Origin of the sequence: Amycolatopsis australiensis, from assembly GCF_900119165.1 — a bacterium.
Lineage (GTDB): Bacteria > Actinomycetota > Actinomycetes > Mycobacteriales > Pseudonocardiaceae > Amycolatopsis > Amycolatopsis australiensis.
The window spans coordinates 8,864,008-8,882,166 of record NZ_FPJG01000006.1; the positions used below are offsets into that span (position 1 = coordinate 8,864,008).

Annotated in this window: 18 protein-coding genes; 7 read left to right on the forward strand and 11 right to left on the reverse strand. The window is 73.2% G+C overall.

Translation table 11 applies throughout. From position 1 onward, the window contains the following. The first annotated feature begins 27 nt into the window (after positions 1-27). Positions 28-942: an ATP-binding cassette domain-containing protein gene (locus BT341_RS42190; protein ID WP_072482481.1), complete on the forward strand. Its 915-nt coding sequence runs from the start codon at positions 28-30 to the stop codon at positions 940-942. After that, on the forward strand, positions 939-1,718 hold the full coding sequence (locus BT341_RS42195) for an ABC transporter permease (RefSeq protein WP_072481529.1): 780 nt from the start codon (positions 939-941) through the stop codon (positions 1,716-1,718). The genes BT341_RS42190 and BT341_RS42195 overlap by 4 nt, the downstream gene beginning before the upstream one ends. Before the next feature lie 370 nt (positions 1,719-2,088). Here BT341_RS42195 and BT341_RS42200 read toward each other — a convergent pair whose 3' ends face one another. Further along, on the reverse strand, positions 2,089-2,628 hold the full coding sequence (locus tag BT341_RS42200; protein WP_177329025.1) for a TetR/AcrR family transcriptional regulator: 540 nt from the start codon (positions 2,626-2,628) through the stop codon (positions 2,089-2,091). A gap of 49 nt (positions 2,629-2,677) precedes the next feature. Between BT341_RS42200 and BT341_RS42205 the strand changes: the two genes are divergently transcribed. Continuing rightward, the gene (locus BT341_RS42205) at positions 2,678-3,823 is read left to right on the forward strand and encodes an FAD-dependent monooxygenase (RefSeq protein WP_177329026.1); all 1,146 of its coding nucleotides are present in this window, start codon (positions 2,678-2,680) and stop codon (positions 3,821-3,823) included. Here the strand turns inward: BT341_RS42205 and BT341_RS42210 are convergent. The 3 genes from BT341_RS42210 to BT341_RS42220 are packed head-to-tail and all read right to left on the reverse strand — an operon-like array spanning position 3,768 to position 6,761. Then, complete coding sequence (locus BT341_RS42210) at positions 3,768-4,442, reverse strand: response regulator (RefSeq protein ID WP_072481530.1); 675 nt, start codon at positions 4,440-4,442, stop codon at positions 3,768-3,770. The genes BT341_RS42205 and BT341_RS42210 overlap by 56 nt on opposite strands. After that, complete coding sequence (locus BT341_RS42215; RefSeq protein WP_072481531.1) at positions 4,439-6,007, reverse strand: sensor histidine kinase; 1,569 nt, start codon at positions 6,005-6,007, stop codon at positions 4,439-4,441. The genes BT341_RS42210 and BT341_RS42215 overlap by 4 nt, the downstream gene beginning before the upstream one ends. A gap of 46 nt (positions 6,008-6,053) precedes the next feature. Next, positions 6,054-6,761 (reverse strand): dienelactone hydrolase family protein, encoded by a 708-nt coding sequence (locus tag BT341_RS42220; protein ID WP_072481532.1) that lies wholly within the window; start codon positions 6,759-6,761, stop codon positions 6,054-6,056. A gap of 41 nt (positions 6,762-6,802) precedes the next feature. Between BT341_RS42220 and BT341_RS42225 the strand changes: the two genes are divergently transcribed. Both BT341_RS42225 and BT341_RS42230 read left to right on the forward strand, forming a co-directional pair. Beyond that, positions 6,803-7,012 (forward strand): hypothetical protein, encoded by a 210-nt coding sequence (locus tag BT341_RS42225; protein ID WP_072481533.1) that lies wholly within the window; start codon positions 6,803-6,805, stop codon positions 7,010-7,012. After that, positions 7,009-7,758, forward strand: a complete 750-nt coding sequence (locus tag BT341_RS42230; RefSeq protein ID WP_072481534.1) for a hypothetical protein — start codon at positions 7,009-7,011, stop codon at positions 7,756-7,758. Before BT341_RS42225 ends, BT341_RS42230 begins: the two co-directional genes overlap by 4 nt. Here the strand turns inward: BT341_RS42230 and BT341_RS42235 are convergent. Beyond that, positions 7,740-7,961, reverse strand: coding sequence for a hypothetical protein (locus BT341_RS42235; protein WP_072481535.1), 222 nt, complete (start codon positions 7,959-7,961; stop codon positions 7,740-7,742). The two genes, BT341_RS42230 and BT341_RS42235, sit on opposite strands and share 19 nt — an antisense overlap. 8 nt (positions 7,962-7,969) lie before the next feature. Further along, positions 7,970-9,088 (reverse strand): inorganic phosphate transporter, encoded by a 1,119-nt coding sequence (locus BT341_RS42240; RefSeq protein ID WP_072481536.1) that lies wholly within the window; start codon positions 9,086-9,088, stop codon positions 7,970-7,972. A gap of 196 nt (positions 9,089-9,284) precedes the next feature. Between BT341_RS42240 and BT341_RS42245 the strand changes: the two genes are divergently transcribed. Then, positions 9,285-10,703, forward strand: coding sequence for an acyltransferase (locus BT341_RS42245; protein WP_072481537.1), 1,419 nt, complete (start codon positions 9,285-9,287; stop codon positions 10,701-10,703). An 81-nt stretch (positions 10,704-10,784) separates the two neighbouring features. Then, a complete protein-coding gene (locus tag BT341_RS42250) occupies positions 10,785-11,651 on the forward strand; it encodes an esterase/lipase family protein (protein WP_072481538.1) in 867 nt (288 codons plus the stop codon). Here BT341_RS42250 and BT341_RS42255 read toward each other — a convergent pair. From BT341_RS42255 to hutU, 5 genes are all read right to left on the reverse strand, one after another. Then, complete coding sequence (locus BT341_RS42255; protein WP_245805282.1) at positions 11,635-12,792, reverse strand: FAD-dependent oxidoreductase; 1,158 nt, start codon at positions 12,790-12,792, stop codon at positions 11,635-11,637. The genes BT341_RS42250 and BT341_RS42255 overlap by 17 nt on opposite strands. 107 nt (positions 12,793-12,899) lie before the next feature. Continuing rightward, a complete protein-coding gene (hutI, locus tag BT341_RS42260) occupies positions 12,900-14,045 on the reverse strand; it encodes an imidazolonepropionase (protein WP_072481540.1) in 1,146 nt (381 codons plus the stop codon). Then, on the reverse strand, positions 14,033-15,316 hold the full coding sequence (locus BT341_RS42265; RefSeq protein WP_072481541.1) for a formimidoylglutamate deiminase: 1,284 nt from the start codon (positions 15,314-15,316) through the stop codon (positions 14,033-14,035). The genes hutI and BT341_RS42265 overlap by 13 nt, the downstream gene beginning before the upstream one ends. Next, positions 15,313-16,509 carry an allantoate amidohydrolase gene (locus BT341_RS42270; protein ID WP_072481542.1) on the reverse strand — a complete coding sequence of 399 codons (1,197 nt, stop codon included), beginning with the start codon at positions 16,507-16,509 and terminating at the stop codon, positions 15,313-15,315. Before BT341_RS42270 ends, BT341_RS42265 begins: the two co-directional genes overlap by 4 nt. Continuing rightward, entirely contained in the window at positions 16,506-18,158 is a 1,653-nt protein-coding gene (hutU, locus tag BT341_RS42275; RefSeq protein ID WP_072481543.1) for a urocanate hydratase, read from the reverse strand. Before hutU ends, BT341_RS42270 begins: the two co-directional genes overlap by 4 nt. Position 18,159: the final 1 nt, after the last annotated feature.

Consider the following 18,159-nt stretch of genomic DNA (forward strand, 5'->3'; position numbering starts at 1 on the left):
CTTCCGGAGAACGAACCGGGAGGCATCGTGATCACCCTCAGAGGACTGACCAAACGCTACGGGGAAAAGACCGTCGTCGACGCGCTCACCTGCGACGTCGCCCCGGGCCAGGTGACCGGCTTCCTCGGCCCGAACGGCGCCGGGAAGTCGACGACCATGCGGATGACCGTCGGGCTCGACCACCCGCAGGCCGGCGAAGCGCTGGTCGGCGGGAAGCGCTACGCCGGGTTGCGGCACCCGCTGCGCGAGGTCGGCGCGCTGCTCGACGCCAAGGCGCTGCACCCGGGCCGCAGCGCCGGGAAGCACCTCAGGGCGATGGCGCGCAGCAACGGGATCCCGGTGAGCCGGGTCGAAGAGGTTCTCGCGACGGTCGGGCTTTCGGACGTCGCCGGCAAACGGGCCGGGCAGTTCTCGCTCGGCATGGGCCAGCGGCTCGGCATCGCGGGCGCGCTGCTCGGCGACCCCGGCATCCTGATGTTCGACGAGCCGGTCAACGGCCTCGACCCGGACGGCGTCCGCTGGGTCCGGCAGCTGATGCGCTCGCTCGCGGCCGAGGGCCGGACGGTGTTCGTCTCCAGCCACCTGATGAGCGAGATGCAGCTGACGGCCGACCACCTCGTCGTCATCGGCAAAGGCAGGCTGCTGGCCGACGCGCCGGTCGCGGAGTTCATCGCGGGCCACTCCCGCACGACGGTCTCGGTCCGCGTCCCGGCGGACGCCGAGCGCGCCGCGCTGGATCGGCGGCTGCGCGCGGAAGGCGGCGTGACGCACGCGGGCGAGCCGGGCGAGCTGGTGGTGGAAAACCTGGCCGTCCCTCGCGTCGGCGACCTCGTGCACGAGCTCGGCATCCGGGTGCACGGGCTCACCGAGCGGACGGCGTCGCTGGAGCAGGCGTACATGGAACTGACCGCTTCTTCGGTGGAATACGGGGTGTCGGCATGACGGACGTACGCAGCGGCGGCCTGCCCGGCGCGGTGGCCGCGGAGTGGACGAAGTTCTGGTCGGTCTGGGCGACGTGGTGGTGCCTGGCGGGCGCGACGGCGCTGATGCTGGGCTACAGCACGCTGTCGGCGATCGCCCAGCGCTACGACGGCGACCAGCCGATGGCCGCGCCCACGATCGCCATCGGCGGTGGCTTCTACCTGGCGCAGTTCGCGGTGATCGCGGTGGCGACACTGTTCGTGACGAGCGAGTACACCGGCGGCGGCATCCGTTCGACGCTGCTGTGGACACCGGTGCGCCCGCACGTCGCCGTCGCGAAGGCCGTGGTGCTGCTGCCGGTGCTGTTCGCGTCGGGAGTCGTTCTGTCTTCCGCCGCAACGGTGCTGGCGGGCGCGGTGAAGGACGGCCACGGCCTGCCGTCGAGTTTTTCCGCGGCCGTCACGGCGGCGGTGGGCACGGGCGGGTATTTTGCGCTGCTGGGCGTGTTGTGCACGGGTCTGGGCTGGACGCTGCGGAGCGCGGCGGGCACGCTGGTGTCGGTGATCGTGCTGCTGGTGCCGGTGCCGCTGATCGTGGGCTCGCTGGGACTGCCGGAGCTGGTGCCGTACTTCCCGGGCATCGCGGGCGTGAACGCGATGGTGGAGTCCGGGCAGCCCAATCCGGTGACGCAGGCGGTGGCGCCGTACGCGCCGTGGGCGGCCCTGCTGATCTGCGCGGTGTGGGCGGCAGCGGCGCTGCTGGCGGGCGGAACGGTGTTGCGCCGCCGCGACGCCTGACCCGGTCCGCGGGCCGCAGCGCCTTGGGTCCGAACCGGGCCCCGTGGTCGACCACGGCTTCCAGCCGCTGCGTGCTGGGCGAAGCGCACATCGAGCAGGCCGCAGTCGCAAGCCGCCAAGCCCATCCGGCCCGCGAGCGAGCCTCGCGGCCCGGCCGCAGCCGCGATCACGGGCCACCAAGCACCCGACTCCCGCGAGCGGGCAACACCCGCGCCCACACCGAGACCCGAAGGCCACCAAGGCGCCTTTGACGCGGTCCGCCGGTTCGGGTGGCAGGGGGTTGGCGGTGGCCGGGGCGAAGCGGGAGGCCGGGTCGCCGACGGTCGGGAAAGCCGCGGTCAGCGCCCCACCCGGCCTCGCGAGCGGGCCGCTAACCCACGCCGATGCCCGCGAGGATCTCCCGTGCACTGGCCACCAGCGACTCCCGTGGAGGCATCCGGGACGCCCCGGCCAGCGCGCCGAAGATCGTGCCTTCCATCCAATCGACCAGCAGCGTCGCGTGCCGCACCGGATCCGCCGAGCCCGCCGCCGCCAGGACCTCCGCCGCGCGGCTGCGGATCGCCGCTCCGCCCTCGTCGTACGCTGGCCGCAGCTCCGGGCGGCGGGTGGCCTCCAGCGCGAACTCGTACCGTGCCAGCATCCGCGTGCGGCCCGGGCCCAGCGCCTCGGCCACGTATCCCGCGACGAACTCCGCCAAGCCGCCCGGCGGTGGCGCGATCGCCACCCCGTCCAGTGCGGTGATCCGGTTGATCGTCAGCTCCAGCAGCGCCGCCCGGGTGCGCGCGTAGTAAGACGTCGAGCCCACCGGCAGGCCCGCCGCACGGTCGACCGCCCGGTGCGTCAGCCCGCGCATGCCCTCCGCCGCGATCACCGCGATCGCCGCGTCGCCGATCCGGTCGATCCGTTCCACACGGGCACTCTACAGGTGTAGAGTCCGCTGCGGATGTAGCGGAGGAGTCATGCACGCAGTGGTGGCCGGCGGCGGCATCGGCGGCCTGAGCGCGGCCGCGGGACTGCACCGGATCGGCTGGGACGTCACCGTCCTCGAACGGGCACCCGAGTTCGGCGACGTCGGCGCCGGGATCTCCCTCTGGCCGAACGCCCTGCGCTGCCTCGACGAACTCGGCGTCGACCTCGGCGGCCACCTCGCCGCCCAGCACGACGGCGGGTTCCGGGACCGGCGCGGGCGGCGGGTCACCCGCTTCGACGCCGCCGCCTTCGAACGCCTGCACGGCCGCCCGCTCGGCACCATCCACCGGAAGGACCTCATCGCCGCGCTGATGGACGCCGTCCCGGCCGCGAGCCTCCGGACCGGCGCCGAAGTCACCGAAGTCCGCGAAGACGGCCTCGTCCGCTTCACCGGCGGAGAGCTGCACGCCGACGTCGTCGTCGCCGCCGACGGCATCCGCAGCCCGATCCGCCGCGCCCTCTTCCCGCGGCACCCGGAACCCGTCTACACCGGCAGCACGGCGTTCCGCGGCATCACGAAGTACCCCGGAACCCGGCTGAGCACGAGCTTCGACCGCGGCACGGAGGTCGGCGTCATCCCGCTCAGCGGCGACGACGTCTACTGGTTCGTCTCCTACCTCACGCCGCCCGGCATCCGCCCCGGAGACCCGAAGCGGTATCTGCGCGAGAACTTCGGCGGCTGGCACGACCCCATCCCGGCCCTGATCGACGCCACCCCGCCGGAAGCCGTGGTCCAGCACGACCTCTACTACCTGGCCACGCCGCTCGAGACGTACGTCCGCGGCCGCGTCGCGCTGCTCGGGGACGCCGCCCACGCCATGCCGCCGTTCCTCGGCCAGGGCGGCTGCCAAGCCATCGAGGACGCGGTCGTCCTGGCCCACGAACTGTCCGAAAAGGACACGCTGAGCGCGCTTCGCAGCTACGACGCGAACCGGCGTCCGCGCAGCCAGAAGGTCGTCCGCGAGTCCGTCCGGATGGGCAAGCTCGCCGCGCAGCTGGCCAACCCGGTGGCGATAGCGCTGCGCACCGCGCTGCTGAAGGCGCTCCCGGCGAAGGTGACCGTCCAGGTGGGCCGGGGCATCACGGGGTGGCGGCCGCCGCGTCTGGCCCGGCCAGCCCCGCCTCGTACGCCGTGATCGCCGCCTGCACCCGGTTCTTCGCGCCGAGCCGGGTCAGGATCGTGCTCACGTGCGCCTTCACCGTGCCCTCGACGACGAACATCTTCGCCGCGATGTCCGCATTGGACAGTCCGGCGCCCAGCAGGGACAGCACTTCCCGCTCACGCGGAGTCAGCAGCGCCACCTTCGCACGCGCGTCGGCCGCCCGCGAGAGCCGGCCGCCGGAGAGCCGCGAGATCACCCGGTGCGCCACCTTCGGCGAAAGGAACGCGGCCCCGTCGGCGACGGCGTGGACGCCGGCCAGCAGCTCCCGCGGATCGCCGGACTTCAGCAGGAACCCGCCCGCGCCGAGGCCCAGCGCACGCTCGATGTACTCGTCTTCGCCGAACGTGGTCAGCATGACGACGCCGGCCGACGGCAGCAGCCGCCGGATCTCGGCGGCCGCGCCCAGGCCGTCCAGCCCGGGCATCCGGATGTCGAGCAGCACGACGTCCGGGTGCGTGGCGAGGGCCTGCGAGACCGCCGACCGGCCGTCGGCGGCCTCGGCGACGACCTCGATCCCCGGGTCCGCGCCGAGGATCGCCGCGACCCCCGCCCGCATCATCGCCTCGTCGTCGGCGAGCACGACCCTGATCACTTTCCCCCCTCGGCGAACCAGTCCTTCGCCACCAGCTTCCCTTCGGCGAAACACAGCCGATAGGCGGCGTAGTCGTCGTTCAGCCACGATCTTCCGGCACCGTAGTACTCGCACCCGGCACCGGGCGGCGCGGGCGGCTCGCCCCGCGCCGGGCGCGCGGCGCGCTGGCGTTCCGGCAGGGCCAGCTCGGCCCGCGGCTGCCCGAGCCGCATCCGCTCGTAGTCCGCGCCGGGCAGCTCCGAGCTGTTCCACTGGTAGAGGAACGCGATGCCGCCGATCGCGAGGACCAGCCCGAACAACGCGACCGGCACGGCGACCGCGAGGATCAGGCTCCGGCGGACGTCGCGCCGCGCCAGCTCCAGCGCCCGTGCGGACGTCGACTGCCCGACGGCGTCGTCGGCGGCCTCCCGCCGCTCCGGGGTCTCCTCGACCGGCGCGGCGTCGTGCGGCAGCGTCGCGGTGACGGCGAAGCCGCCTTCGTGCGGCCCGGCCCGCAGCGTCCCGCCGACGAGCCGGACGCGTTCGCGCAGGCCGATCAGCCCGCGTCGCCCCGACGCGGCCCCGGGCAGCGGCCCGGCGGGCGGCGGCGCGTTGACCACGTTCACCACCGTCCGCGCGCCGTCGCTGGTCACGCGGACGGTCACGGCGGCACCCGGCGCGTGCTTCGCCACGTTCGTCAGCGACTCCTGCACCACGCGGTAGGCGGCGCGGGCGACCATCGGCGGCGCCGGCGAAACGTCGGCTTCCGCGTCGATGAGCAGCCCGGACGCCCGCGCCCTGGCGACCAGCTCGCCGAGGTCGCCCTGCACCGGCTCGACGGGCGCGGCGTCCTCGCGCAGCACGCCGATGATCTCGCGCAGCCGTTCGGTCGCCGCCGCGGCGCTGGTCCGCAGCTGTGCGGCCGCGTCGCGCTGGACGTCGCCGAGCCCGCCCGCGACTTCCAGCGCCGCCGCGCGGACGGCGATCAGGCTCAGCTCGTGCCCCAGCGAGTCGTGCATGTCGCTGGCGATCCGCGCGCGTTCGCGCAGCCGGGCCTGGTCGGCGACGAGCCGCTGCCTGCTCTCCATCTCCTCGGCGCGCCGCCAGCCCGTGCGGGCCAGCTCGGCGCGCAGCCGGACGTACCGGCCCAGCAGCCACGGCGAAAGCCCGGCGAACACGAGGATGGCGACCATCGCGGCCCAGTCGCCGAGGCCGTCCGGCGCGACGAACAGCGCCGGCGGCAGGCCGAGGACCACCACGACCGCGGCGATCAGCACGCCCGGGCGGGCCCGGTCCATCCGCAACGCGGCCTGGTAGCACATCGCGACCAGCACGAACACCACCCAGACGGGCACGTGGTCGCCGTACGGGAACGGCACCGCGAGCACCCCGGCCAGCGCGATGCCCAGCGAGACGACCGGGTACCGCCGCGCCGTCGCGACCGATCCGGCGACGACGGCGAGCCCGGCCGCCAGCTCCCCGTACGACCGGCTGCCCACGGTGTCCGAGGCGACGATGAACGCCAGGAACAGCCCGAGGAGCACGTCGAGCACCACGCGCCACCTGCGCTTCGCCACCTCCCGCACGAAGTCGAAGCTACAAGCCGGGCCCGGCGCCGGCCACAGCCGAAAGTCAACCTTTCAGCGTGTCCAGGAAGGCGAGGGTCTGCGGCCAGGACAGCGCGAACGCGTCGGCGTTGACGGCCGTCCCGTGCCGCGACGAGTCGCTGAAACCGTGCTCGGCACCCGGGAAGTGCTGGGTGAAGGTGGCACCGCGCGGCCGGGACTGCAACGTCGTCTGCAGGCGCGCGAACGTCTCGTGCGAGACGACGGCGTCGGCTTCCGGGTAGGCGACGAGCACCGGCGCCGTGATGCGGGCCGACAAGGCGACCGCGTCGAGCTCGTGGTTCGGCGGCGCGGGATCGCGGACCGTCGGGTGGTAGGCGACGACGCCGGAAAGCCGCTGGTCACGGGCGGCGAGCAGGAGCGCGAAGCGGCCGCCGAGGCACCAGCCCAGCACCCCCGCCGACGTGCAGCCGAGGTCGCCGAGGAGGTGGTCGAGCAACGCCGTCTGCTCGGCGAGCGCGGGTTCGTCACGCAGCTCGCCCAGCTTCGCGCCGAGGTCCTCCCGGGAGGTGTTATCGGTGCTCGCGCCGTGGAAGACGTCCCAGACCAGCGCCGTGATCCCGCGTCCGGCCAGTTCCCCGGCCCAGGCCCGGACCTGTTCGCCGATGCCGGTGATCATCGGCAGGAGCAGCACGCCGGACGCCGACCCGCCGGCCGGGCGGGCCAGGTACGCGGAGAGGTCGCCGACACCGACCGTGGACGTCTCGATGCTCATATCCGCACGGTAGCGCCCGCGGTGTTGCATGATGATCCACCATGGCCGAGCGCACACTCGCCGAACAGCTGGGCGGCACCCTCCCCGAAGGCATCGAGGCCCTCGAAGAGCACGAGCGGCAGGACCTCGCGGACGCGCTGCGCGACGCGCGCAGGCGGCAGGCGAAAGCGCTCGCCGAAGCGGGCGAGGAAGGCCTCCGGTACGTCCCCGCGCTGCTGCGGGGCGCGGTCCGCAAGGCGGTGGGACTGTGACCGGCGAGAACTACGCGGCCGAGGCGGAGATCCTGAAGCTCGCCCGCGTCCTCGGCGTCGAGCCGGCGCGGCTCGGGTACCTCGCCCGCGTCGACCCCGGTGACCTGCGGGCTTTCCGCGAGCAGGTCACCGACACGCTGTTCGACGCGAACATCGCCGTGCTGCAGCGAATGGCACTCGCCGCGCGGCTGCTGCCCGGCGGGGTGCTCGCGAAGATCGCCGAGAAGGTGTTCGGCCCGCTGTTGTGCGCCCGCATCGCCGGGGTGGTCGACGTCGCGCGCGGGGTCGACGTCGCCAAGCGGCTGTCCCCGCGGTTCCTCGCGGAGGTCGCCGCCGAGCTCGACCCGCGGCGCGCGAGCGCGATCATCTCCCGCATTCCGCTGGACACCGTGCTGGCCGTGGCGAACGAGCTGACGCGCAAGGAGGACTGGATCACGCTGGGCCGGTTCGTCGGGCACCTGCCGGACCCGACCGTCCGGCGGGCGCTGGCGGAGATCGACGACCCGGGCCTGCTGCGGATCGCGTTCGTGCTCGACGACAAGAGCCGGATCGACCACGTCGTCGGCCTGCTGCCCGCCGACCGGCTCGGCCGGGTGATCACCGCGGCCGGGTCCGCCGAAGACCTGTGGATCCCGGCGCTGGACCTGCTGAACCACCTGGGCGACGCCCGCCGCGCGACGCTGAAGCCGCTGCTCGGCTCGCTCCCGGACGGGTTCCGCGAGCGCGCTCAGGCGACGATCAGGTAGATCCCGTAACCGATGATCGCCGCGCAGAGCGTGAAGCAGAGGACCGCACCGGCCAGCTGACCACCGCCGGAGCCGCCCGCCTCGCGGGCCGCGTCGCGCTGGGAAAGCCCGACCACCCCGAAGGAGAACAGGCTCGTCAGCACGGCGACCGAAGCCAGGGCGACGACGAAGACGAGACCGAGGGAACCCCAATCGATGTGCACGGCGCTCCTCAGGCGTTGACCGGCTGCACGCCGGGTTCGGTGACGGAGTGGGCGTTGACCGGGTTCCGCTTCGACACGAGGTAGATGGCCAGCGCGACGACGACCCCGGCCAGGCCGACCAGCACCGTGCCCCAGGTGCCGAGCGTCGAGACCTCGGCGGCGACCGCGCCGACGAGCGCGGCGGCGGGCAGCGTCAGCGCCCAGGCGAGCACCATCCGGCCGGCGACACCCCAGCGGACCTCGGCGAGCTTGCGGCCGAGCCCGGACCCGATGATGCCGCCCGAGCAGACGTGCGTGGTGGACAGCGCGAACCCGAGGTGCGCCGAGGTGAGGATGACCGCCGCGGCGCTGGTCTCGGCCGCGAAGCCCTGCGGCGTCTGGATCTCCGTGAGCTTCTTGCCCATCGTCTGGATGATCCGCCAGCCGCCCAGGTAGGTGCCGAGCGCGATGGCCGTGCCCGCGGTCAGGATCACCCACAGCGGCGGGCCGGAGTTCGGCGCCAGGGAGCCGGACGCGATCAGCGTCAGCGTGATGACGCCCATGGTCTTCTGCGCGTCGTTCGTGCCGTGCGCGAGCGACACCAGCGACGCCGACGCGATCTGGCCGGCCTTGAAGGTGCGGCCCACCGTGTCCTGCTTCGCCCGTGCGGTGATCCGGTAGACGAGGAAGGTGCCCAGTGTCGCGACGATGCCGGCGACGACCGGCGAGGCGAGCGCGGGGATGAGGACCTTCTCGACGACCTTCCCGAAGTGGACGGCGTCCGCGCCCGAAGCGATCCAGGTGGCGCCGATCAAGCCGCCGAACAGCGCGTGCGACGAGCTCGACGGCAGGCCGATCAGCCAGGTCAGCAGGTTCCACACGATCGCGCCGACCAGGCCGGCGAAGATGATCACCGGGGTCACCTTCGTGTCGTCGACGATGCCGCCCGAGATCGTCTTCGCGACCTCCACCGAGAGGAACGCGCCGACGAGGTTCAGCACCGCCGAGACGGCGACCGCGACCCGCGGCTTGAGCGCCCCGGTCGCGATGGAGGTGGCCATCGCGTTGGCCGTGTCGTGGAAGCCGTTGGTGAAGTCGAAGGCCAGCGCCGCGACGATCACCACCAGCACGATGAGTGAGAAGTCCATGGGTGGCTCTCTCTTCCGTTGCTGTCCGTCGGCAACGCTACTGACCGACGGGACGGAGTCCGATCCCGCGCGCGTGACAGCTGACTGAACTCTCGATGAACCGGGGTGGGGCCGGCCCCACCGGGAACCGGGTGGTCTGGCCCAGTGCGTGCGCCGCGCGGGCCTGCGAACGTCGACGCGAACGAGAGGGGCAGCGATGAGCAAGCCGGTCCGGGCGGTCGTGGCGACGGTGACGTCGGCGGTGGTGTTCTTCTTCGGCACGGGCCTGGATCCCGTGCCCGAACTGGCGTGGGTGGCCCCGCTGCCGATCCTGCTGCTGGCGCCCAGGGTGTCCGGAGCAAGCGCTTTCGCCTGCGCGTTCGTGGCGTATCTGGCGGGCAGTTGCGGGTCCTGGAGCTACTTCTGGCATTCGCTGGCCGTCCCGCGGCCCGCCGCGATCGCGATCCTCGGCGGCAGCGCACTGCTGTTCGCGCTGTCGGCCGTGCTGTTCCGGCTGCTCGTGCGGCGTGGTCACGGCTTGCTGGCCGCCTTCGCCGCGCCCGCGTTGTGGACCTTCGTGCTCTACGTCGTTTCGCTGGTCAACTCGACCGGTCTCATGGGCACCCTGATGACCACGCAGGCCGACCGGCCGGCCGTGCTGCGGCCGGCCGCGGTCACCGGCGGCTGGGGCGTGGAGTTCCTGGTGCTGTTCGTCCCGGCCGCCGTCGCGGCGGCGCTCGCCCCGCGGGTCCACGGCGTCGCACGCGTCACCGGGCTGGCCGCCGTCGCCGGCGCGCTGGGGGCGCTGGTCTTCTGGAGCACCCCGCCGCTCACCGGCCCATCGACGCGCGTCGCGGTGGTCGCGCCGGGCGAGAGCCGCTGGGCGGCGGACGTCGCCACCCCAGGCGGCCAGGCGCTGCTCGAGTCCTATGTGGACCAGATCGGCCGCCTGCCGGACGGCGTCCGGGCCGTCGTGCTGCCGGAGGCCGCCTTCGCGGTGGACGAGAGCAGCCGTCCGCGTCTCGTCGAGGCGTTCACGCGGGTGGCTCGCGCCCGCAACCTGGACGTCGTCACGGGAGTCCTCGACACGACTCCGGCCGGCCGGTTCAACGCGGCTCTCGCCGTTCCGCCGTCGGGCGCGCCGGTCGAGTACCACAAGTGGCACGTGGGAGCGGCGAAGAACACCGCGGCCGGCACCGGCGTCGCCCACCTGGCCGGGATCGGGCTGATGGTGTGCATGGACGTCAACTTCGCCGACCCCAGCGGCGAATACGGCAAGGCGGGCACGGGCCTGGTGCTGATCCCGGCATCGGACGAGGACGCAGACGGCTGGGAGCACAGCCGCACGGCCCTGATCCACGGCGTGGAGAACGGCTTTTCGGTGGCCTGGAGCGCGGCCCGCGGCACCCCGATGCTGGCGGACGCCCACGGCCACGTCCTGGCGGAGACCCGCACGGGCGGCCACCCGTTCTCGGTCGCGGTCGCGGACGTCCCGGCCGGCACGGGCAAGACACCGTACGCCCGCTTCGGCGACTGGTTCGCGTGGCTGTGCGGGCTGATCGCCGCAGCCGGGGTCGTCGTGGGGGCCCGCACACCGTCGTTGTCACGTGTCACAACGGATGCGTCCCAAGTCTGAGTGTTGTCTCAGCTCGCCTCCGCCGTGCTGTGACCGATCATGAGCCGTGTCACGTACTGACCAGTAACGGGAGGCGACGGAATGCGGGTCACCAACGGCGGTGTCAAGCGAACCCTGGCCGTGCTCACCGCGGCGCTCAGCTTCGGCGTCGCCGCTCCGGCGGTCGCCGAAGCGGCGCCGAGCAGCGGCTGGAACGACTGGGACTGCCGCCCGGCGACGGCGCATCCGGAACCCGTCGTCCTCGTGCACGGGCTCGGCGCGAACGACACCGTGAACTGGTCCTTCCACGCGCCGAAGATCGCCGCCCGCGGCTACTGCGTGTTTTCCCTGACCTACGGCACCGGCGTCCTCGGCCCGGCGGTCGGCGGCCTGGCGTCCATGCGGGACAGCGCCGCGGAGCTGGGCCGGTTCGTCGACCGCGTGCGGTCCGTCACCGGCGCGGCGAAGGTGGACATCGTCGGCCACTCCGAGGGCAGCACGATGCCGGCGTACTACCTGAAGTACGCCGGCGGCGCGGCGAAGGTCGCGCACTTCGTCGGGTTCGGCGCGAACTACCGCGGCACCACGCTCGGCGGCCTCGACGCACTCGCCAAGGCCCTCCTGACGTCCGTGCCCGGCCTCGGCGCGATCGTGACGACGGCGTGCGGCGCGTGCACGGAATACCTGGCACCCTCGGCGTTCCTGGACGACCTCGCCCGCGGCGGCGTCCACGTTCCCGGTCCGGCGTACACCAGCATCGTGAGCAAGTACGACGAAGTCGTGACACCGTACACGAGCGGGATCCTGAACGAGCCCGGCACGACGGACACGGTACTGCAGGACTTCTGCCCGTCCGACGCTTCGGGCCACCTGAGCCAGGCGGTGGACCCGAACGTGACCGGCCTGATCCTGCACGCCCTCGACGCGAGCTACACGCCGGCCTGCACACCGTTCACACTTCCGCTGTGAGCGGGTTCTGGCCGAGGAACCGGCGTCCGTTCCCGGCGGATTCCCGCACCGCGGCGAACCCGTAGTCGGCCATCGCGGACTCGTAGGCGGCGACGGCTTCGAGCGGTGGGGCCCCGGCCAGCGCGGAGGCCAGCACCGCACCGTCGCGCAACGCGGTGTTGGCGCCCGCGCCGCCGGCTGGGCTCATCGCGTGGATCGCGTCGCCGGCCAGCGTCACCCGCGACGGTTCCCACGGGCCGATCGGCACGCTCGTGCGGATGGGCTGCGGGAACGTCACCGGGACGTCCCAGTGCCCGACCAGCGCCGTGGCCAGCGGGTGCCAGCCCGCGAGCAGGCCGAGCGCCACCTTCTGCAGTTCACCCGGGGTCATCGCGGCGAGCTCGGCTTCGGAGTGGCCGACGACTTCCCAGCGGGCGCCGACCGAACAGGTCAGGTACGGCTCGTTGTCGCGCAGCCGCAGGTCCGGCATCAGCCGGGCGCACGCGCGGGCCACCGGCTCCGGGTAGTCGACGGGCGCGAACCCGGCCATCGTGCGGTCCGGCCCGAGCATCATGTTGAACACCGCGAACATCTCCGGGGCGAGCAGCCGCCGCGTGTCCGGGGTGAGCGGGATGCGGCCGTAGAGGTGCACGAGCCCGGCGTCGACGACCCGGGCGTGCGGCAGGCGCTGCCGCCGCACCGGGGAGTTGACCCCGTCGGCGCCCACGAGCAGGCTGCCCCGGGCGGCGGTTCCGTCGGCGAAATGCGCTGTCACGCCGTCGTCGCCGGTTTCGTAGTGCGTGAATCGCTTGCCGTAGCGGACTTCCTGGCCGTGCAGCAGGATCTGGCGCAGGGTGAAGCGGTTGACGTTGAGGTGGACGCCCTCGTCTTCCAGCCGCGTGACCAGTCGCAGCTGATCGTCGTAGACGTTCGTGTGCGGCAGCGCCCGGCCCGCGGTGGCGCGGAACAGCTCGTGCAGCTCCGGGGTCAGCACCTCGCGCAGCGCCGAATCGCCGACGCCGCCGATGTGCAGGCGGTAGCCCTGCAGCCGGGCCTCCGGCGACGGGTCCCGTTCGTAGACCTGGCAAGGAATTCCGGCCCGCCGCAGCCCCTGTGCCAGGCTCAGGCCACCCAGACCGGCACCGATGATGATCACAGACACAGCTGTCCCTTCGTCACGAGTGAGGAAGGGACGCACAGGTAGGCCCGCGTGCGCTGCCCGGACTAACCCATACCGGACTGTGTCTTCGCGCGTCCTCGCTTCCGACGTCAGCGCAAGCGCTCGCCGGCGCGCCACACCGAATTCGTCAGCGGCACCCCCGGCCGGTAAGCCAGGTGCGTCACCGAAGGCGCGTCGAGCACGTGGACGTCCGCCCGCGCGCCCGGTCGCAGCACGCCCACGTCGTCGCGGCGCAACGCCTTCGCGCCGCCCGCCGTGGCCGACCAGACCGCCTCCTCGATCGTCATGCGCATCTGCAGCACTGCCGTCGCGACGCAGAACGCCATCGACGTCGTGTACGAGCTGCCCGGGTTCGCGTTGCTGGCCAACGCGACCGTCGCACCCGCGTCGAGCAGCCGCCGGGCCGGGGCCAGTGGCTGGCGGGTCGACAGATCGCACGCCGGCAGCAGGGTCGCCACCGTGTCCGACGCCGCCAGGGCCTCGACGTCGGCGTCCGACAGGTACGTGCAGTGGTCGACGCTCGCGGCGCCCAGTTCGACCGCCAGCCGCACGCCGGGCCCCTCGCCGAGCTGGTTGCCGTGCACGCGCAGGCCCAGCCCGCGCCCGGCCGCGGCCTTCAGCACCCGCGCCGACTGGGCTTCGTCGAACGCCCCGGTTTCGCAGAAGACGTCCGCCCACCGCACGCTTCCCGCGACGGCGTCGAGCATCTCGCCACACACCAGGTCCACATAGGACTCTGCGTCCGCGCCGGGCGGGACCAGGTGCGCGCCGAGGAACGTGACCTCGTCGGCGACCGCGCCGGCGATCCGCGCCGAACGTGCTTCGTCCGCCACCGTCAGCCCGTAGCCCGTCTTGGTTTCCAGGCACGTCGTGCCCTGCCGGGCCGCTTCGCCGACGTGGCGCCGCAGGTTCGCGGCCAGCTGCTCGTCGGACGCCTCGCGCGTCGCGCCGACGGTGGTCGCGATCCCGCCCGCGGTGTAGGGCTTCCCGGCCATCCGCGCCTCGAACTCCGCCGTGCGGTCGCCGGCGAAGACCAGGTGCGTGTGGCTGTCGACCCAGCCGGGCAGCACCGCGCGGCCTTCGACGTCGACGCGTTCGTCGGCGTCCGGTGCATCGGCCGCCGGGCCCACCCAGGCCACTTTCCCGCCGTCGAGGACCAGGGCCGCGCCGGTCAGCCGGCCCAGTCCGGGGTCGTTGGTCGTGAGTTCGCCGATGCCCGTGATCAGGACTGCCACAGTGCCTCGATCTCCTTCGCCAGCAGGGTTTCCGGACGTTCCACCAGCTGGTGCACGCCGTCCCGGACGACCTCGCGGCCCGCCACGACGACGTGCCGGACGTCGGCGCCGGACGCGGCGAACACCACGCCGGACGGCTCGATCCCGGCCGTGCGCACCGAGTCCAGCGCGACCGTCACGAAGTCCGCGCCCGCCCCCTCGGCGAGCACGCCGACCTCCGGCCAGCCGACGGCGGCATGGCCGGTCCCGGCGGCGAGCAGCTCCTCGGCGGTGAACCGGCCGCGTTCCTCGCTGGCCAGCCGGTCGTCCAGCTCCAGCGCCCGGGTCTCTTCGAACGCGTCGACGACGGCGTTGCTGTCACTGCCGACGCTCAGCCGGACCCCCGCGTCCAGCAGGGCGCGCGCCGGGCCGATCCCGTCGCCGAGGTCGCGTTCGGTGGTCGGGCAGAAGCACGCCCGCGCGCCGCTCAGCCGCTCGATGTCCGACGCCGTGAGGTGCGTGGCGTGCACGGCGACCAGCCGGTCGGTCAGCACCCCGCGTTCGTCCAGCAGCTCGGTCGGCGTGCGGCCGTAGGCGGCCTGGCACTGCTCGTTCTCGGCCCGCTGTTCCGAGAGGTGGACGTGCACGACGCGCGCACTGTCCACAAGAGACAGCTGGTCGGCCGGGACCGCGCGCACGGAATGGATCGCCGCGCCGACGCGGAACAGCTCGTCTTCCTTCAGGGCGGCCACCCGCGACGTCCACGCCGACGCCGAACCGTCGGAGAACCGCCGCTGCACCTCGTCCGGCTCGGCCCCGATGCCGCCCGCCAGGTAGCAGGTGTCCAGCAGGGTCAGCCGGATCCCGGCGTCCGCGGCGGCCTGCCGCAGCGCCTCACCCATCGCGTTCGGGTCCGCGTACGGCTTCCCGCCGGGCGCGTGGTGCAGGTAGTGGAACTCCCCGACGCTCGTGTACCCGCCGAGGACCATCTCGGCGTAGACCCCGCGCGCCAGCCGGTAGTACGTGCCGGGGTCGAGCCGGGACGCGAGCGCGTACATCCGCTCGCGCCACGTCCAGAACGTCCCGCGCTCGTGGTGCGTACGGCCTCGCAGCGCCCGGTGGAAGGCGTGCGAGTGCCCGTTCGCGAACCCGGGCAGCGTCAGTCCGCCGAGCACCGTGCCCGCGCGCGGCGCGTCGGCCGTCACCGAGACGATCCGGCCGCCGTCGACGTCGATCCGGACGCCGGACGCGATCCCGTCCGGTAGCCAAGCCTGTTCGCACCAGAAGATCATCGCGCCAGCCGTTCCAGCACCGTCGCCAGCGCCGCCGCACCGGCCTCGACGTCGTCGGCCTCGGCGAACTCCTCCGGCGAGTGGCTGATCCCGGTCGGGTTGCGCACGTACAGCATCCCGGCCGGGACGAACCCGGCGAGGATCGCGGCGTCGTGGCCCGCGCCGGTCGGCAGCTCCGGCGGCCCGCCGAGCCAGCCGCCCAGGTCGCGACGCAACGCGTCGTCGAACACGACGTCGTCCGAATAGGACTCCCGGGTCACCGTGACGCGGCAGCCTTCCTCCGCCGCGGCGGCTTCCGCGGCACGCGCGATCTCCTCGACCAGCTCCGGGGTCGCCGTGCCGGGCACCCGCGCGTCGAGCCACAGGTCCACAGTGGACGCGATGACGTTGGTGCCGCCCGGCGTCGGCACGAGCCGTCCGACGGTCGCGCGCGCGTCCGCCACCCGCGCGGCCAGCCGCCGGACGGCGGTGACCGTCGCGGCGGCGGGCAGCATCGGGTCGGCCCGGTCGGCCAGCAGCGTCGCCCCGGCGTGGTTTCCCTGGCCGGTGAAGGAGAACCGCCAGCGTCCGTGGGCGATCACCGTGCTGCCGACGGCGACCGGCGAGCCGAGGTCGATCAGCCCGCGCCCCTGCTCGACGTGCAGCTCCAGGAACTTCCCGATCCGCCCGAGCCGCTCGGGATCGGCACCGAGCCGCTCGGGGTCGAACCCGGACTTGGCGGCGGCCTCGGCGAACGTCACGCCGTCGGCGTCCCGCAGCCCGCGTGCCTTGCCGGCGTCGATCGTGCCGGTGAGCAGCCGCGAGCCGAGGCACGGGACGCCGAACCGGCCGCCCTCCTCCTCGGTGAACACGACGACGGCGAACGGCTTGCCCGGCCGGAATCCCCGAGCCCGCAACGCTTCCACGGCGGCGAGCGCGCTGGCCACGCCGAGCGGGCCGTCGAAGGCGCCGCCGCCGGGTACCGAGTCGAGATGGCTGCCGGTGACGACGGCGTCCGGGCCCGGCGGCCCCCACCAGGCCCAGATGTTGCCGTTGTGGTCGGTGTCGACGTCCAGCCCGAGACCCAGCGCGCGCTCGGCGAACCACGCGCGCAGGTCGTGCTCGGGCGCGTCGAACGCGTGCCGCGAGTAGCCGCCGCGTTTCGGGTCGCGCCCGACGTCGCCGATCTCGGCCAGCAGCCCGGAGGCGCTCACGCGCCCTCCCGCATCGGCACCCGCACCCCACGTTCGTCGGCTACCTCGGCCGCGCGGTCGTAGCCGGCGTCGACGTGCCGGATGACGCCCATGCCCGGGTCGTTGGTCAGCACGCGCTCCAGCTTCTGCGCGGCCAGCTCGGTTCCGTCGGCGACGCTGACCTGCCCGGCGTGGATGGACCGGCCCATGCCGACGCCGCCGCCGTGGTGGATCGACACCCAGCTGGCGCCGGACGACGTGTTGACCAGCGCGTTGAGCAGCGGCCAGTCGGCGATCGCGTCGGAGCCGTCGGCCATGCCCTCGGTCTCCCGGTACGGCGAGGCGACGCTGCCGGAGTCGAGGTGGTCGCGGCCGATGACGACCGGGGCCTTCAGCTCGCCACTGGCCACCATCTCGTTGAACCGCAGGCCCGCGAGGTGCCGCTCGCCGTAGCCGAGCCAGCAGATCCGCGCGGGCAAGCCCTGGAACGCCACGCGCTCCCCTGCCATCCGGATCCAGCGGGCCAGGGATTCGTTCTCCGGGAACAGCTCCAGCATCGCGCGGTCGGTGGCGGCGATGTCCTCGGGGTCACCGGAGAGCGCGGCCCACCGGAACGGGCCGTTGCCCTCGCAGAACAGCGGGCGGATGTAGGCGGGCACGAAACCGGGGAAGTCGAACGCGCGCTCGCAGCCGCCGAGCTTGGCCTCGCCGCGCAGGGAGTTGCCGTAGTCGAACACCTCGGCGCCCTTGTCCAGGAAGCCGAGCATGGCGTCGACGTGGTCGGCCATCGACTCGCGCGAACGGTCGGTGAACTCGTCGGGTTTCTTGGCCGCGTAGTCGTGCCAGTCGTCGACGCTGACGCCCTTGGGCAGGTACGAAAGCGGGTCGTGTGCGGACGTCTGGTCGGTGACGATGTCGACCTCGACGCCGCGGCGCAGCAGTTCCGGAAGCACCTCGGCGGCGTTGCCGACGACACCGACCGACAGCGGCCGCTTCTCCTGCTTCGCCTTGGTGACGCGGGCGATGGCATCGTCGAGATCGTCGGCCACCTCGTCGAGGTAGCGGGTCTCGACGCGGCGGTGCGCGCGCTGCGGGTCGCACTCGATCACCAGGGCGACGCCGTCGTTCATGGTCACCGCGAGAGGCTGCGCGCCCCCCATGCCGCCGAGGCCCGCGGTGACGGTGAGGGTCCCGCGCAGGGTCCCGCCGAACTTCTTCTTCGCGACCGCGGCGAACGTCTCGTACGTGCCCTGCAGGATGCCCTGGGTGCCGATGTAGATCCACGACCCGGCGGTCATCTGCCCGTACATCGTCAGGCCCTGCTGCTCGAGCCGGCGGAACTCCGGCCAGGTCGCCCAGTCGCCGACCAGGTTCGAGTTGGCGATGAGCACGCGCGGCGCCCACTCGTGCGTGCGGAACACGCCGACCGGCTTGCCGGACTGGACGAGCAGCGTCTCGTCGGTGTCCAAAGTGGTCAGTTCGCGGGTGATGGCGTCGAAGCTGGCCCAGTTGCGGGCGGCCTTGCCGGTGCCACCGTAGACGACGAGGTCCTCGGGCCGCTCGGCGACCTCGGGGTCGAGGTTGTTGTGGAACATCCGCAGCGCGGCTTCGGTCTGCCACGACTTGGCGGTGAGCTGGGTGCCACGGGCGGCACGGACGACACGGGACATG